Below are 14,382 nucleotides of genomic sequence, written 5' to 3'. Positions count from 1 at the left end.
CTAATTGCATCGAATTCATAGTAATTTAGATAATTACATTTTTCATATTTGAAGATGTAGCAAAGTGTCAGAACATTCAACACCTTTAATAATAACACCATCGGTCAACATGCAAACCTGCCCTTCATGCAGTGAGTTTCTTGATATCAAGCCAATGTTTTCTGACAAAGAAACAACTTGCAATGAATGCGGATATTCAGAACCTGCAGGTTCCGCCCAATTTACGACCTTCTTAAGTCAGGTGATCAGCAACTTTTTGAAAATATCAGGCGTGATTAATATCGGTCTGAACGGTGAAAAAATAGAGTTGCTATCTCAGGCTATGGATGGAACCTTTTTACTGCCAGCTGTTTTAATCAATGCAAAACTAAACTGTTCATCCATCAGCAATGTTGTTTCTGATTTTCCTTTGAAGCTGGTAGAAGACAATGATGCTTTCTATGGGCGAAGAGTAATCACCACATCATCAACCATATCGAACCCAGCTATGTGCCTAGCACCTTTGGTCCACACTTTAGATTTAGCATGGGTTGAGTCGCTTAAAAATCCAGAAAATAAAAACACAAAAACTCTAGATATATCTCATCTCCAACCTATTAGTGGAACTAATCATAACGGCTTGCTTGCGTATGCAGATGACTTTACTGACGCTCTTCATAAAACATCAGATATTGAGGGGCAAATAAATGTCTAATGCAGCACTGGAAGCTCTACAAAAAAATGGCATCAACCCTATCGAAGTAAAACAAACTATTTTATTAAATGGATTGAAAACAACCACACCAATTATTGCCACAGTAGTAAAGAAAACAGGGAAAAATATAAGTACGGATACAGGGGAACTCTTAGCCAAGATAAATACACTTCAGAATCACATTCTGAAAGAACTAGTTAACAAAGGTCATATTATTTCTGAAGCACATTACATCTCTGTAAATAGGGTTTCTATAGAAATCATATGCCAGCTTTACTTGAATGATGTTGAAATCGATTATCCAGAGATCACAGAGTTCGCAATTGAATTAATGACTTTCGATGATATTTATAGTGAAACAATGACACAAGAGTTAACTGATAATGAACAATCTAATCAGTTTATTGCCACATCACTACTCTCATCAACTATCACAAAGCAACTAGTTAGTCGCAATACAGACCCAGACATTGCCGTTGATCTGTTGCAAGAGGTTGTTGAGCTTGTTGATATCAAGCTCGATGAACTTCATAACGATTTTATTGAATACGGCCAAGAACCACTAATTAGAAAGATATTAATCGAACAAGCAGCTTTGATTCTTGATGCGACTTTAACTAACTACAAGGCCCAAGAAGTCGATGTCGAAACAGTCATTCAGAGATTCAAAAACTACTATGACTGTCACGTTGAAGCAATAACCATTGCAGCGAAAATGAAGAGCGAATGACATGCTTACATTAGTTGAAAGAATGTATCAGAAGAAATATGAAAAGGCTGGTTATGATTTATATCAGCTTGATATCGGTGTTTCCAATCCTAACGGAGAAATCATCCCGCAAAAAATTGAAATCTATGCTCCTGACGAAGCTAAGGCCATGGAGATTGGAAAAAGAATTCAATATCGCTTAACCAATAAGAAATTAAACGATGAGAATTCATTGATGGATTGGGGGTTCGACTGGAGGGATATCAAGCAAAATAAACTAGGGTTAATTCTTCCGTGGAAGAATATTGTAGTAAAGCGCTCGATGCAACGAGCTACAAGCTTGCCTATTTCGTTATTTACTAGTTCGCTAAAAGACCTATGCAATTCGTTGGTTCGAAAAAACACTTTCAAAAAAACCGACATGGATCGCAACAGCATCAATAAACAAATCAAAATAGCTACTTATTACCAAATAATAGCTTTAATTCTTTTTATGCTCGGCCTTTATTTTGTGTTTCTTTTGATTAGTTCAGATACCAAGCCGTTGAACCTAATTCTAAGCTCCGCATTCCTGTTTTTGTATTCATGCTTAACGTTTGCACAAGCTTTAATCCTTAAAAAAAACTTGATTTCATGGAGGGAGACACTGGATGAATGATGATTCTCAGGCAAACTTCAGCTCAGCAATTTTCACAATGTGTGTGTTTGCGTGTCTACTGTATGGTCTCTGGTACTGGCAAAGCCCATACATAATTAATTTTTTTAAGTTGCTTTCTATTTTCTTAATCGAACACGCTTACAATATTTATGTCTCTATGCCAGAAAACCAATTCAGAACTTACTTCTTCAACTGGTTTATCTGCGATGCAGGAATTATGGAAAGCAAAGCCAAAGTAATCTCTAACATTAATGGGCTTTCGCTAAAATCTTTCTCTAGCCTAAGCATTACGCTGGAAGTTACAGGTATGTTTTTAAGATTGCCCATTATTGTTTTGGGCATTTTTTCTTTAAAGCATATTTACAATATTAGTAAGCCTACAAGGATGAAAAGAACCTTTGATATTTTAGCATTGGCGAAACTGAGCGTAGGAAATGCTCCGCAAATTCGCCCCGCCATTATCAATAAGCTAACAGAAAAAGAATTAACTACTGGCCCCATGAGGCAGGAAGAGTCCCCTTTTCGTTACGCTGTATTGAACCATGCAATGTATGCTGAAATTGATGGGGTGGATTACTTAGTGCAATTTGGCAAGAAACTGAAGCTGAATAAAAACAAACGTATTTTAACCATTAAGGATAAAATCGATGAAGATGATGGTATTGGGTATGTCCATAAAAAATGCAAAATTGATTTATCAAAAATACGAAAGCTATTTGTTCAACAAATTACACATTTAGGGCTCTGGAACGGCTCTAGTGAACTCCCGCCATATGTAAAAGCTCTATACGCAGTATTTCTTGCAATTAATGGTGAAGGGGCACAGGCAAAGGATGATGCTTACAAACTTCTCAAACAATTTAATCTCACTTTTAAAAATACCAAAAATCGTAAAAAGAACCTTTCATTTGACTCAACAGGTGTTGATGAGGTTATTGAAAAATATGAAAGCCTGATACGCGCTCAAAATGTGATAAACCGTCACGCCTATGTTGTAACTGTACTAATGGGACTTTACGAAAGAGGAACTAAGAGAAAGACAAAACTCCCATCTAACTTATTTCTGTGGCTAAAAGAAGTCGATAGGAAGCTATGGTACGCACTTAATCAAAATCTATCCCCTGCTGCATGGACAGAAGCTGGTGGACCTAGGTGTCTATTGCTTGCTGAAGCTAAGGCTAATTGCCCTATTGTATACCCGTATACAGACACAGCTATTGAAGGCTATCTGAACTACATAAACTATGAAGGCTGGCTAAAAGAGCAGCCAAAAGATGTTAAAGATATTAACCCACATGAGTGTGAATAAATTATAAATGACCCAGTTCAAAACGCCTGAGAAAGATCTGCAGGTAAAAAACCATAAGAGATTCGTTGATCATCGAACAGAATTAGTAAAAGTCTGGGATGCATCAAGTAACGCTTCTGTAGGGATAGTGATTATTCCCTCATTAGTAATATTTGCTTACCTGCTTCCAGCTTACTTCATTTTAGCTTTGATTTTTATTCCATTTCTTACATTAAGAATAAGCTCAAATAAAGATAATAAAGTCCTTCCAATTAAGCTTCCAGCTGGCCTTGGAAATATTATCGACTTTAACGCACCGTTCCCAGGTAGGAAAAAATATAACAAAGCCCAAGGAACGGTCATGCTAGGAAACACGAGAATCGGCTCTCGTGAACTATGGCAGGCTGGTGGGGATTTGCTGACGCATGCTTTAGTCATAGGTACGACAGGCGCGGGTAAGTCAGAAACGTTAGTTTCACTCATTGGAGCAACAACATTTTGTTTGGGAGGCGGTGCTTTTTACCTCGACCCCAAAGCTGGAAATACGCTATTAGGTCAATTTGCCGCTCTTTGTGCTATTTTCGGAAGAATTGATGATTTAAGGGTTCTAAATTACAAAAATGGTGGAGTAACAATCCATGCTAACCATTACAGAAAAAAGTCAAATTCCTTCAATCCAATGGCACTTGGTACGGATAAAAACATATTCCAAGTACTAGGATCACTCATTCCTTCTGATGCTGGACAAAACCAAAGTTTCCTTAACTCTGCAATTGAACTAATGAAAGCTACATTACCAGCACTATGTGAGCTTAGAGACAGAGGATACATTGAATTAACACCAGGGCTGATTGCTGATTACATGAACATCGGCAAATTGGCTGACTTACTCTACAACGAAGTCGATAATGTCTTTGTTCCCGATAATGATACTGGGCACCATATTACAGTTAAGATATCCAAGAAGTCTCTCAAGCCACTGCAAATGTATTTTGACAACTTGCAATACGACCGTGGCAAGCCTGCTTCTGAGCAATCTGAGTCAATAAAGAGAAGTTTTGGATATGCCAAAAGCTACTATGGCGAACCCCTTTCAAACCTTGCAGCTAATTACGGCCATATTTATGATCATAAGCTACCTGAGATTAGTATGGAGGACGTTCTATTTTCCAATAGAATTTGCTTGTCCATGCTACCAGCAATGGAAAACCCACCAGTGGAACAAAAGAATCTGGGTAAAATTGCTTTAGCTACCGTTAAACAAACCATGTCTTTAGCTCTTGGCGCTGAAACAGAAGGTACATACGAAGCGGTTTTTGAAGATTTACCAATAGATAAAAAAGTTCCTTTCATGGTAGTGGCTGATGAATATGCTGAGGTAGCGGTTGATGGTTTTGCAGTAGCCGCTACACAAGGCCGAAGTTTGGGAGTATCGGTCACATTTGGAAGTCAAGATCTACCAGGTATTATTCGCGCAAATAAAGATGAAGCTGGAATGATTTTTGCGAACACCCTCAATAAATACCTCATGAGAACCCAAGACGGTGAAGTCACATGGAATCGTTTTAAAGAACTTGCAGCGACAATAACAGTGGCCGAAGGTAGCAGCATGAAGGGGCAAGGACTTCTAGCCAACTACAAAAACGATTTAACTGCATCGATTAAGGAAGTGGACGCTATTCACTTCAATGACATTGTTAGCCAAATGGAAGGTGAGGCACATTTCTTTGAAAGAGGGAATATTCATCGGATCAATACCTTTTATCACAACATGCCTGAGAGCTTATTAAAGATTAACCCAAGGTATAATCGCCTACTACCTATCTTAGCCCCTTCATCAGAGGTTCTGAAGGTCATAAACAGAAATATTACAGCATCAGCATCTTTAGAAAAACTCTCCCAAGAAGAGATCTACACAAGTCAGCTCCCACCCTCTTATGAAGAACAAAAGGAGCTAGTGAAAACTCATGGTGGACTATTTTCAAATCTCATTGAAAAGCTGTCAAATCAAGAGCAGGAAAGGCTAGAAGAAAATGCCCCTCAATTACCCCCAACACTCGAAAATGAATCTAAAAAGGGGTCAACTGAAGATACTACAGCACCTTCAACAAACGAACAGGAGTCGGATAATCCCATTATCAGCCTTGACCTTTCTAATGTTAGAAATGAGCTTTCGCCCCAAAAGTCCACAGCTATTGAAAAGCAGAGTGTATCTGAAGAGAATTCATCAATATCAGAAAGTGAGCTTTTGGCTCAAACCTTTATGTCAGGTGAAAATCACTGGCTAATGGAAAGCAGAAATTCCAATGAAGCTTCTCTATCCGAAAATCTATCAACCAAGCTAGATAGAATAAATAAAGCGATCACTGTTAATAGCCCTGCGTCCAGAATAAATTCAAGCGAAATCGAGTCGGACATACAAAAGATGAGTGATGAGCTCAGCTATACATCTCAACCTGAGGTCCAGATTTTACCAGAAGATATGCAACTAAAATGGGATAAAGCTAAAGAACTATTAGACGATTTTTAAGATCTGCTGTTGCTGACACCAATTGCTTGACTCAGCGACATCTGCAGATGTATTAGTTGTACTAGTATGCAGTACTAGTATGCATTAGTTCAGACAAGATGTGACACCTCGATTGGAGCTACAACTAATACAACTTTGTCGTTTTCAGGATTTCCTGAAAGCGACAAAATTAATTAATCTTCGTTTACCCAGACCTCATCAAACCAATCTTCCACGAGCCCTTGAACTCGAGCAACCACTTGAGAATTAGATGGCTCAATATGCGGTTGACTTGGTACATCAAGCTCAAATACATCTAATTTATAAAGTTCTTTCATCAAAGGAATTGTTTTAGCCTTGCGCGACTTATATTGATGTTTATCAAATGGGAACCCCATTACCTCAACAAGCAGGCGACTAGCTGGTTCAGAAGTATCTTTAAAGTCTGATTTTTGCTTTAGCATAAAATCGGGATGAACAACTATATCCCCAAAAGCACATGGGATAAGAGGTTTTTCCCAAGCATACAGCTTACTGTTGCGGCACATATCAGTCATAATCTCAGCAAAGCATCGCTCGTAATGGCTATCAACCAAAATGGGAATAGCTTTAGAAAAAATTGGATGCGACCAAAATTGATACACGATAGGTTTATTGCTTTCCTGTGTCCGTGTCACGATCATCACCCCCAATCGATCACCACCTGTATTTGGATAATGGATTGATGTTTTGAACACCTCAGGAAGTGAATATTCAATTCCACCACTTTTTATAGACACCAGCTCTTCTTTTTGATGGACATGCTCATCAAACGTAAAAAAAACAATTTTCGAAGGCCTTTCATCGCCTTGCCAGTTTCTGATATCACGATACGTTGCATCTAATGAATCAATACCTACTTCAATTAAAGCGCTAAGAGCATTTTCTCTATCAGCACTAATTTCACCAGCTGGCCATTTTATGATATCTAAATGAACAAAACCTTCATTAGCCTTTTTGAGCGATATTTTATTTAAATGTGACTCTTCAAGTAGATGACGAATTAAATTATCCAAGGAATCATGGAGCTTCGAGATACGTTTCGTTCGCGAAGAGCTTGTTCTATTTGCTGCTCTATTGTTTGGTTCCGCACTCCCATCTGCGTACCCTTCTACGAGCTGGAATGATGTAGGTTTCGTTTTTTTTCCATCGTTAAGCGAAGCATCTTCGTCAGTGCCGCTATTACCTTTTTCGGTATACAATGGACAGCTTTTGTTATGAGGTGGAGATTCAGGTTTGTTAACTAATGTAAAACCAATACCTTGTTGCCCTCTATTACGCAGTTTGCGAACAAACATTTCTACAATCTTGTTTTGAGTCGAGCAACTCTCGCAAATAGCTCTATTATCGTGTCTTTCTCTTATGCTTTGAAGTAAATTTTGTCCCTCACTAGAAGAGCGATTTACTTTCGATAGGAGCCGCTCTGAATTAGAATTTTTATAAATTCTGTACGCCACTAAAAACCTCCGTTGTGATATAAATTATCTCTTTGAACTTAGTATTCGTTTACATTAAGTGACTCGGATTTGTTGATAAAGGTGATGATTTGGAATCAGACATATCGTTACCGAAACAAAAAACTTTCGACAATATTTCTTTGATCTTATCGATAAATGCTCTTACCGATTCAGCAAAGTTATTCTTATTCAAGTCTTCAAAACCTTTCATAAATCTCTTTGATAATTCTTCTAGCCTTTTCTTTGACTCATCAGATAAGGTATCGACAGAGTTTTGAAGCCTACCTTTTGAATGTTCAAGTCTTTCAACACCTCCACTAGTCAAGTTCTCTACTACATCATGAAGAGCATTCAGATAATTTTTTTCTGATTTATATTCACTGTGTGCTTTCATTGACATCTTTGCAGGTAATAACTGCCCAGATAATGCCTCTCTACTAGTATTCAGTGGAGATGGCATCTCTTGGTTTCTTGCACTCCCTTTATTAGGTTTGAATGCTTCAGAACTTAAGTCCATGGAACTGATGCCATCTTTAAACTTACCCCATGCTCCTTCAGCGAACTTATACGCTAGCGGTACTGATAAGCCCATAGAAGCAGCAAGCCCCATAGTCTCCTTTGCGAGGTATGACAATATGCTAATACTGTCTTCTTCTAGATGTTCTGAACTAGAGGCAGCTTTGTTCTGAGATTGATTTTTTAGACCTTCTGATAACCTAATATCATCAATTAGTTTTTCCAGCTGCAATGATATTTGCTGAGCCTTTAGAGTATCTTCAGAAGACAAAAACTCCCGACAGAGCATAGATTCTTTTATATCTTCAATCATTGTTTCTAGATTAGCTTTACCATAGGCTAAGTATTCTGAATCGATATCGTTTGTATTGATTAGCCTTCCAATGTTCAGCAATGAATTCTGTAAGTTATCTGACTTCTCTCCAATAAAGGGCCCACTCCCTTGAGCCTCTGCGTAGTGAGCAATAGCCAAACGAATTTGTTCTACAAATAGTTTATTTCCACTCATAAGTTAAACCTCCATAGAAGGAGAAGCTTGTTCTTTTGAAAACTTCTGAGTGAATTGCTTGACCATTTGGGTAATGAGCTTAGTAAGAGCCTCTATTGAATTTTTAAGATCAGGCATTGATAGCTTTTCAGCATTTTCCTGTAACTGCTTATTTGTATGGTTCAGTTGTTCACCATGTTTTTTCATGGCATTTTTCAAATGTAATTTATGAGCTGCAGAATCGACAGTTGATAGCTCTAAACCTTTTTCAAGTTTTTCTACAAGCTTTGTTGAATTTTGAAAATCAGAAATCTTTTGGTTAATTTGTTCTTTGTATTTCTCAGCCGATTCAGGTGAATTTGTCATTTTAACTAACTCACCAGCTAATATTTGACTACGATTCATTGCTTCATCTAGTGTTTTAAAGTTTTTTTCTAAGCTCTTGGCACTATGACTTTCTATTGATGGCGCAACAGACTCGCCCTTAATCGTGTTTTTTAAGAACTTAGCGAGAGAGCCGAACATTGTTCTATGTTGAACAGTCCTATGTATGTTTTGCTGTGATGCGTTTTGTTCTGTATTTTTAGATTTTTCAGGATTGGTAAATTGAGTTTTCAAAGGTTCACTATACTCATGGGCAAGCGTCTCTTTCTCATTTTCTCCAATAGAAGAAAAGCCATCCTGCTTTGCTGTTGGATCATCAAACGAAGCGGAATTTAATATTTCCTGCTCAAAATTGATCGAGTTGCTGTCTGGCTCTGGCTCTGGCTCTGGCTCTGCATCGATTGTAACTTCATTTTGAGCGGTCTTTTCTACATTCACTTCTACTGAGTCATCAATAAAGTCATTAACTTTTTCAGAAAAGGCATCATGCTCTGTACCCTTAGCTTCTAAAGGTGTTCTTGAGATTAAATCTTCGTCATTTTCTAAATCAAGCTGATGATTTTGTGCATTTGCACTGAAGTCTGAGTTTGAAGATAGAGGGTCAAATTCACCAGTCTGTTCTACCGCTAGATGCTGTTCACTTTCTTGAAATGGTTGATATGAGAAATCATCTTGATAGGCCTCTAAAGGGACATCTTCAGTGAATTGTTCAGGTTCTACGGGTTGTATTTCTTCAATATCGATGACTTTATTATCAGAAGCTGGTATTTCATTTTCTTCTTCAATTGGAGCTACTGGTTGATTTTTTTCTACCGAGCTCTGTTCTAAATTCGAATCAAGAATCGTCTCTGGACCCACACCATCTTTCTCAATTTCTGAGGACTGCTCAGCATTAAACAACTTCTGAATTGATTGAAAATAAACAATACCTTGAGGTGCTTGGTTTACTGTTGGTTCATTGAAATGAGCATCTAAGTCTGGCAATAAATCTATTGCTTCCTTTAGCATATCATTAAGGTCATTTTTAGCTTCTTGTAGCTCTTCTTCATTTGAACTACTTTCTAACTCGGCAATCTTCTTTTGCTGCTCGATTATTTCCTTGGCAATTAATTTACCAGCTTTGGTCGTCATATTTTCAAAATTCAAATGCTGAATCATCACTAGGTCCATTTGAACCATTGGTGATAGGCCTTTTTCTTGTTCTGCCATACTGTTTTCCCTCAATAACTATTTAGTTAATGTATATTCTTGTAACCAAATAGAATTTAATTTCTTCAAAAATGTGCCCTGTAGGGTTCAAGTTTTTATGCTACAAAGCTAATAAAAGAGCTTTCGCGCCTTTAAGTTTTCGAAGTTCATTCAACATCATATTTCTTTGCGCAAGCTGTAAATTATGAATAACAAGCAAGGTCTCATTATGAGACAGTTTGATTTGAGTTTGCTCATCAACCCTTAAAAGTAATTCTTTGTAATTATCAAACAAGGTTTTTGCTAACGTAGGGGCATCTGAACCAGAAAGATTCTTTATCGCATCCGAACTTTCTGGAAACTTAGTATCATCCGCGATGAACTGCCCCAGTATCGCTAATGGTATTTCCTTTTTTGACTGATTGACTTTTGAAAGAATGTTATCCGAGCTATTTACCTGATTTAAATTAGACATAAGGAATAAAATCTTCTGATATTCCTTTGCTTTTTCTACTTCTAATTCAGGATTTATAAACGGATTATTGGCAGCAATATCTAGCTCCTTTAATAGACCTGATATTTGGTTAGATTCCTGATTTGATATAGTTGAAAGAAGTGCCGTTTGCGCAACGGAGTTTTCGATAAGCTGTTCTTGCTTATCAATTATTGTCTGGGTAATTTCTACTGAACTAGCAACTCTATTATTAATGAAAACAATCCCACTAACTTCTTCTAATTGTGAGTTTTTTCTGACCTGTTCAACAATAGATAATTCTTTTTTGATACGAGAAAAACTATCTATTAAATGATCTGCAATCTTTTCTTGCTCGAGAGCGAATCTTTCAATTGCAAATGTTACCTTTTTAGAAAGGCCATCCCATGCTCTTAAGCGTGATTGTGAATTTAAAGTTTCTTCTGAATAAATCGATGACAAGGCATTCATTGAATCTTCTGATAAAGAAACAATTTTTCCATTGTTTTTAGTTAGGGAGGACATCAGTGAAGAGTGGGAGCTAGCAAAATTAGCAGACATCTCCAACGAAGCTACACCTGTACACATAGTGTCACAAAACGGCATACAAGGCTGCCAAGCATGGGCTTCTTCGATGCTGTTCATTTTCCAAAAAATTAAACTAAAAACCAGAAGAGTAATGAGTAGCAGATAACGCATTTCTGTCCCTTTTAATTTGCATCAATTCATTCAAAAGCGAGTTGGATACAGCTTGGGTATACACCACTTCTTCCTTGAGCTTTCGAGTAGGTGCCGTTTTTATTTCACCACTCAAGTCTTCATATGTGTTCATTTGCATAACACCTTGGATCAAGTTAAATGTATCAGTTGAGTTATTTTCTAAAGACACTGAATTTAATAACGCGTTGATTGCAAGCTTTGTTTTGATTTGTTGCAGTCGTTTTTTATCGCTGTGTTTGCTATAAAGCGCTGAGAGCTTTAAAGACAAACCATCCCATTCATCACTCGCTAGCTTATTTTTAGTTAACAATAAACCAATGTTGTTTAACTTAACTTCGCTATCAGAATCTTGATCATTAACAAACAAGCTAGTCAGTTCATCACTTGTTAATGGAAGCCGTTTATCATCCAAAACAACAGCTAAACGTTTTTTTCTTTCTTGATTTGATAGAAATTTCACCCTTTCAGGCAAATTCAAAACTAATTGTTGGCCTTTTAGGGTTTTTGAATTTACACCATATTCCAAAGATGTTCTAAACCTCTGGTTAGCTAGTAATGATTGGTTTATGAGTGATTTATAACTTGATATGAGGTGCTGGTTATTTTTTTCAGCCGTTATGCCTCTTTGCTCAAGACTTCCTGATATTTTGTAAGAAAGCCCATTCAAAGCTCTCATATATGCTAAGTGAGTATTGGTTTTTTCATTCGCATAATTTGTCAGCACATCGACATAGGTTGTATTTAGCTCAGCCCATTTTTTAGAATTATTCGCCAAACTAGACTGTAGCTCTGCTTCAGACTTAGAAACATTCATTCCTAACTCAATAGCCGCCTTACCAAAACACGCTGAATCACAAGGAATCATCCCCGTAACAGGAGTCCCTGGGCACAATCCCCACATATTTCCGAATGATTGAGAACTAAACATAATTGCAGCAGCGGCTAATAACCTTAATTTCATTTATTGCACCTCTCGCAATTTTGAAATGGCCAGCAATTTAGTCTCCATACGCTCTTGCTTTATTATTTCAGATAAAAGCATATTGCTGGTGTTCATTTGATATATTTGCTCTCGCAATAAACCTGCTTCAGTTCTTGTTTTGATATCCAAAAACCAATCATCACTGACTAAACGCCCCATGGTTTCTGCTTCATAGAACTGCTCAAAACTAATATTTCCGTTTGCATCTGGCTTGATTTGAAAATATGACTTAAGCCATGAAGGATCGGTTGGTATAACTGCAGCTTTATTTGAGAGGTAATCAGCTAAAACACTATGTATAACTTGAGAAGATATGTTGCTCTTTAATCTTTGAACTTCCATTTTGGCGGCTAGTGGATCTTGCTTGATTTTATCCTTAGAAATAGCCCCCTTAGGGTTACTTTCAACTAGGAGCTGCAATAGAATTTGGGCTTTATTAACCTCATCGTTTGTCAATAGCCTATTATTTATTAATGGCGTTGATTTCCATATAGCATCATCTTTCATCAATAGTTCAGATTCAAATTGGCTTGAATTTCTATGCCCTGCAGAAGAAAGCCACTTACTCATATTTGAAATCTGCAGCTCGTTCAGTGCTTTCTTGTTCCCAATACCTTCTGCTAGATATTTAGCTCGAGCTGAGTTGATATCTCCAGAAATGGTCTGGGATAGAGGGCCAAAGGTTTTATCACTCTCTATTCGGTTATTTACCAAAGCTCCATCTTTATGAATTTGCTGGATAGAACTTACTACATGGTCGGTTATTCTGGTTGATTCTTCTGATTGGCGCTCAAGCATGAACGTAATTCTATGTGCAACACCAGATAAAGCTGTTAACTCTTGTTGGCTATTTAGCTTTAGCAATGATTGAATTGTTGTACCTGCAGTATCTACACTTGATGAAACGGCCTCGATAGCGGTCCCATTAGATTCTACTACCGACTTCGTACCACTTATTGCAGATGTCATAGAATTTGAAGCGGCCTGAAGCGCAGCTTTAGCGCATTCATCACAAGATGAGTACACGAAGCCTGAAGAAAAAATTAATGGAAGGCAAATAACCAGTTTAGAAAAAGTTAACTTACTCATTTTTTCTTACTTCCTTCATCTTTATTATCGCCACCAAATAATTTATTAATATCGAGCATTCCTTCAAGCTTCTTCTCCAAAACATTCCTTTGCTTACTTGTAGTCCCTTTATCTCCCACTCTTTCATTAAGTTCCTGAACATTTCGAGACACGCTGTACTTACTAACTCGAACATCTTTTAAGATCCCTTCAGTAACATCGGAGGCAACAGCATTGCTATCAATCGTCACGTCTGTTTTAAATATATTGCTGGGGCTCTCTCCAATACCAGAACCCTGATCAACTCCAATTTTTCCTAGTCCATAAGGAAGCTCAAGGCTTGCATTTAGCTTTTCAGTCGCTTTATTTGAAAAATCTGAAGCCGCATTGCAAGCCATGTTATAAAGCTGATCTTTTAAAGACGCATATATACCAGCAAGTATGTCTGCGGGGTCAACAATCAGCGCATCTAAACTCAATCCTCTTAAATTTCCTAAGCAGCCACTTTCAACGACTTTTTGTGGATTTGAAGTCATGGTGTCATAAAGCTCTTTACTGGATTTATTGATATCAACCATGATTTTTTCAATTTGTTTTTGCTGAAGGTCTAATACCTCTTGGCCTGAAATACCCCCACCTTGATTTTCAGCAGCATAAATTGGGGAAGAGATGAGAAATAAACTTAAAATTAGTGCCTTAGTACGCATAACCTGACTCCTTTCCTGTTTTATTTATTGCCTTCTCAAGCTTAACGACAAAATTGTCATCAACTATTGCCGTTAGAAAGTTGCTGGCATTTAATTGGGCTAACCTATCAATGAATACCTGAGCATGCCTTGTATCTGTAATACCTTCCGCTTTAAGTGAAATAGCTAAATCTAGTAACTGTTGAGGAAGGTTTTCATTTGATTTTTTTAAAGAGTCTAAGAGGTAAAAAGCCGAACTCGTGGGAAGAAAAAACATTACCCAAAGCAAAGGATCTAGGCGTTTAGTAACTCCTTCTACTTCAGGTTGAGTTAAGTTCAAAAACTTGCTCTCTAAAAAATCAGTTAGAGGAAGTTCATTTTCATGTGCATGCACCCAACGCTCGACACTTTCCATGCTGGAAAAAATTGCATTTAAACCAGGGATTTGTTGAGCAAAATCAATGATCTTATTTTTGGATAAATCTACATGTTCAGACATTTTTCAAAATACTCAGCTTTTTCTTG

The 14,382-nt window shown here is 37.4% G+C and carries 13 protein-coding genes; 5 read left to right on the top strand and 8 right to left on the bottom strand.

Annotation, left to right across the window (positions count from 1 at the left end; all coding sequences use genetic code 11):
* The first annotated feature begins 64 nt into the window (after window positions 1–64).
* From AC1EU0_RS15025 to AC1EU0_RS15005, 5 genes are read left to right on the top strand one after another with little or no spacing between them, the layout of a single operon-like run.
* Window positions 65–694 carry a hypothetical protein gene (locus AC1EU0_RS15025; RefSeq protein WP_480303378.1) on the top strand — a complete coding sequence of 210 codons (630 nt, stop codon included), beginning with the start codon at window positions 65–67 and terminating at the stop codon, window positions 692–694.
* Window positions 687–1,424 carry a hypothetical protein gene (locus tag AC1EU0_RS15020; protein WP_480303377.1) on the top strand — a complete coding sequence of 246 codons (738 nt, stop codon included), beginning with the start codon at window positions 687–689 and terminating at the stop codon, window positions 1,422–1,424. Before AC1EU0_RS15025 ends, AC1EU0_RS15020 begins: the two co-directional genes overlap by 8 nt.
* 1 nt (window position 1,425) lies before the next feature.
* A complete protein-coding gene (locus AC1EU0_RS15015; RefSeq protein WP_480303375.1) occupies window positions 1,426–2,061 on the top strand; it encodes a hypothetical protein in 636 nt (211 codons plus the stop codon).
* Entirely contained in the window at window positions 2,054–3,370 is a 1,317-nt protein-coding gene (locus tag AC1EU0_RS15010) for a secretion/conjugation apparatus DotM-related subunit (protein WP_480303373.1), read from the top strand. The genes AC1EU0_RS15015 and AC1EU0_RS15010 overlap by 8 nt, the downstream gene beginning before the upstream one ends.
* Before the next feature lie 7 nt (window positions 3,371–3,377).
* On the top strand, window positions 3,378–5,879 hold the full coding sequence (locus tag AC1EU0_RS15005) for a type IV secretory system conjugative DNA transfer family protein (protein WP_480303372.1): 2,502 nt from the start codon (window positions 3,378–3,380) through the stop codon (window positions 5,877–5,879).
* A gap of 173 nt (window positions 5,880–6,052) precedes the next feature.
* Here AC1EU0_RS15005 and AC1EU0_RS15000 read toward each other — a convergent pair whose 3' ends face one another.
* The 8 genes from AC1EU0_RS15000 to AC1EU0_RS14965 all read right to left on the bottom strand — a co-directional run bounded on the left by AC1EU0_RS15000 (window position 6,053) and on the right by AC1EU0_RS14965 (window position 14,356).
* The gene (locus AC1EU0_RS15000; protein ID WP_480303370.1) at window positions 6,053–7,354 is read right to left on the bottom strand and encodes a hypothetical protein; all 1,302 of its coding nucleotides are present in this window, start codon (window positions 7,352–7,354) and stop codon (window positions 6,053–6,055) included.
* A gap of 49 nt (window positions 7,355–7,403) precedes the next feature.
* Entirely contained in the window at window positions 7,404–8,378 is a 975-nt protein-coding gene (locus tag AC1EU0_RS14995; RefSeq protein ID WP_480303368.1) for a hypothetical protein, read from the bottom strand.
* Window positions 8,379–8,381: 3 nt separating this feature from the next.
* Window positions 8,382–9,950, bottom strand: a complete 1,569-nt coding sequence (locus tag AC1EU0_RS14990; protein ID WP_480303366.1) for a hypothetical protein — start codon at window positions 9,948–9,950, stop codon at window positions 8,382–8,384.
* Between the two features lie 100 nt (window positions 9,951–10,050).
* Window positions 10,051–11,100 carry a hypothetical protein gene (locus AC1EU0_RS14985; RefSeq protein WP_480303364.1) on the bottom strand — a complete coding sequence of 350 codons (1,050 nt, stop codon included), beginning with the start codon at window positions 11,098–11,100 and terminating at the stop codon, window positions 10,051–10,053.
* Window positions 11,063–12,082 carry a hypothetical protein gene (locus tag AC1EU0_RS14980; protein ID WP_480303362.1) on the bottom strand — a complete coding sequence of 340 codons (1,020 nt, stop codon included), beginning with the start codon at window positions 12,080–12,082 and terminating at the stop codon, window positions 11,063–11,065. Before AC1EU0_RS14980 ends, AC1EU0_RS14985 begins: the two co-directional genes overlap by 38 nt.
* A complete protein-coding gene (locus AC1EU0_RS14975) occupies window positions 12,083–13,192 on the bottom strand; it encodes a hypothetical protein (RefSeq protein WP_480303360.1) in 1,110 nt (369 codons plus the stop codon). It lies immediately after the preceding gene.
* Entirely contained in the window at window positions 13,189–13,878 is a 690-nt protein-coding gene (locus tag AC1EU0_RS14970; protein WP_480303358.1) for a hypothetical protein, read from the bottom strand. The genes AC1EU0_RS14975 and AC1EU0_RS14970 overlap by 4 nt, the downstream gene beginning before the upstream one ends.
* Window positions 13,868–14,356, bottom strand: a complete 489-nt coding sequence (locus AC1EU0_RS14965) for a type IVB secretion system protein IcmW (protein ID WP_480303357.1) — start codon at window positions 14,354–14,356, stop codon at window positions 13,868–13,870. The genes AC1EU0_RS14970 and AC1EU0_RS14965 overlap by 11 nt, the downstream gene beginning before the upstream one ends.
* Window positions 14,357–14,382 lie beyond the last annotated feature (26 nt).

The organism is Parashewanella sp. 2210YD4-3, assembly GCF_056591735.1.
The sequence above is the reverse complement of the archived record's forward strand: the minus strand, read 5'-3'. Positions and strand labels throughout refer to the sequence as shown.

Excerpts from the sequence above, each read along its gene's own strand:
- AC1EU0_RS15020 (WP_480303377.1), top strand. The coding sequence starts at position 687 with ATGTCTAATGCAGCACTGGAAGCTCTACAAAAAAATGGCATCAACCCT.
- AC1EU0_RS15015 (WP_480303375.1), top strand. The coding sequence starts at position 1,426 with ATGCTTACATTAGTTGAAAGAATGTATCAGAAGAAATATGAAAAGGCT.
- AC1EU0_RS15010 (WP_480303373.1), top strand. The coding sequence starts at position 2,054 with ATGAATGATGATTCTCAGGCAAACTTCAGCTCAGCAATTTTCACAATG.
- AC1EU0_RS15005 (WP_480303372.1), top strand. The coding sequence starts at position 3,378 with ATGACCCAGTTCAAAACGCCTGAGAAAGATCTGCAGGTAAAAAACCAT.
- AC1EU0_RS14995 (WP_480303368.1), bottom strand. The coding sequence starts at position 8,378 with ATGAGTGGAAATAAACTATTTGTAGAACAAATTCGTTTGGCTATTGCT.
- AC1EU0_RS14990 (WP_480303366.1), bottom strand. The coding sequence starts at position 9,950 with ATGGCAGAACAAGAAAAAGGCCTATCACCAATGGTTCAAATGGACCTA.
- AC1EU0_RS14985 (WP_480303364.1), bottom strand. The coding sequence starts at position 11,100 with ATGCGTTATCTGCTACTCATTACTCTTCTGGTTTTTAGTTTAATTTTT.
- AC1EU0_RS14980 (WP_480303362.1), bottom strand. The coding sequence starts at position 12,082 with ATGAAATTAAGGTTATTAGCCGCTGCTGCAATTATGTTTAGTTCTCAA.
- AC1EU0_RS14975 (WP_480303360.1), bottom strand. The coding sequence starts at position 13,192 with ATGAGTAAGTTAACTTTTTCTAAACTGGTTATTTGCCTTCCATTAATT.
- AC1EU0_RS14970 (WP_480303358.1), bottom strand. The coding sequence starts at position 13,878 with ATGCGTACTAAGGCACTAATTTTAAGTTTATTTCTCATCTCTTCCCCA.
- AC1EU0_RS14965 (WP_480303357.1), bottom strand. The coding sequence starts at position 14,356 with ATGTCTGAACATGTAGATTTATCCAAAAATAAGATCATTGATTTTGCT.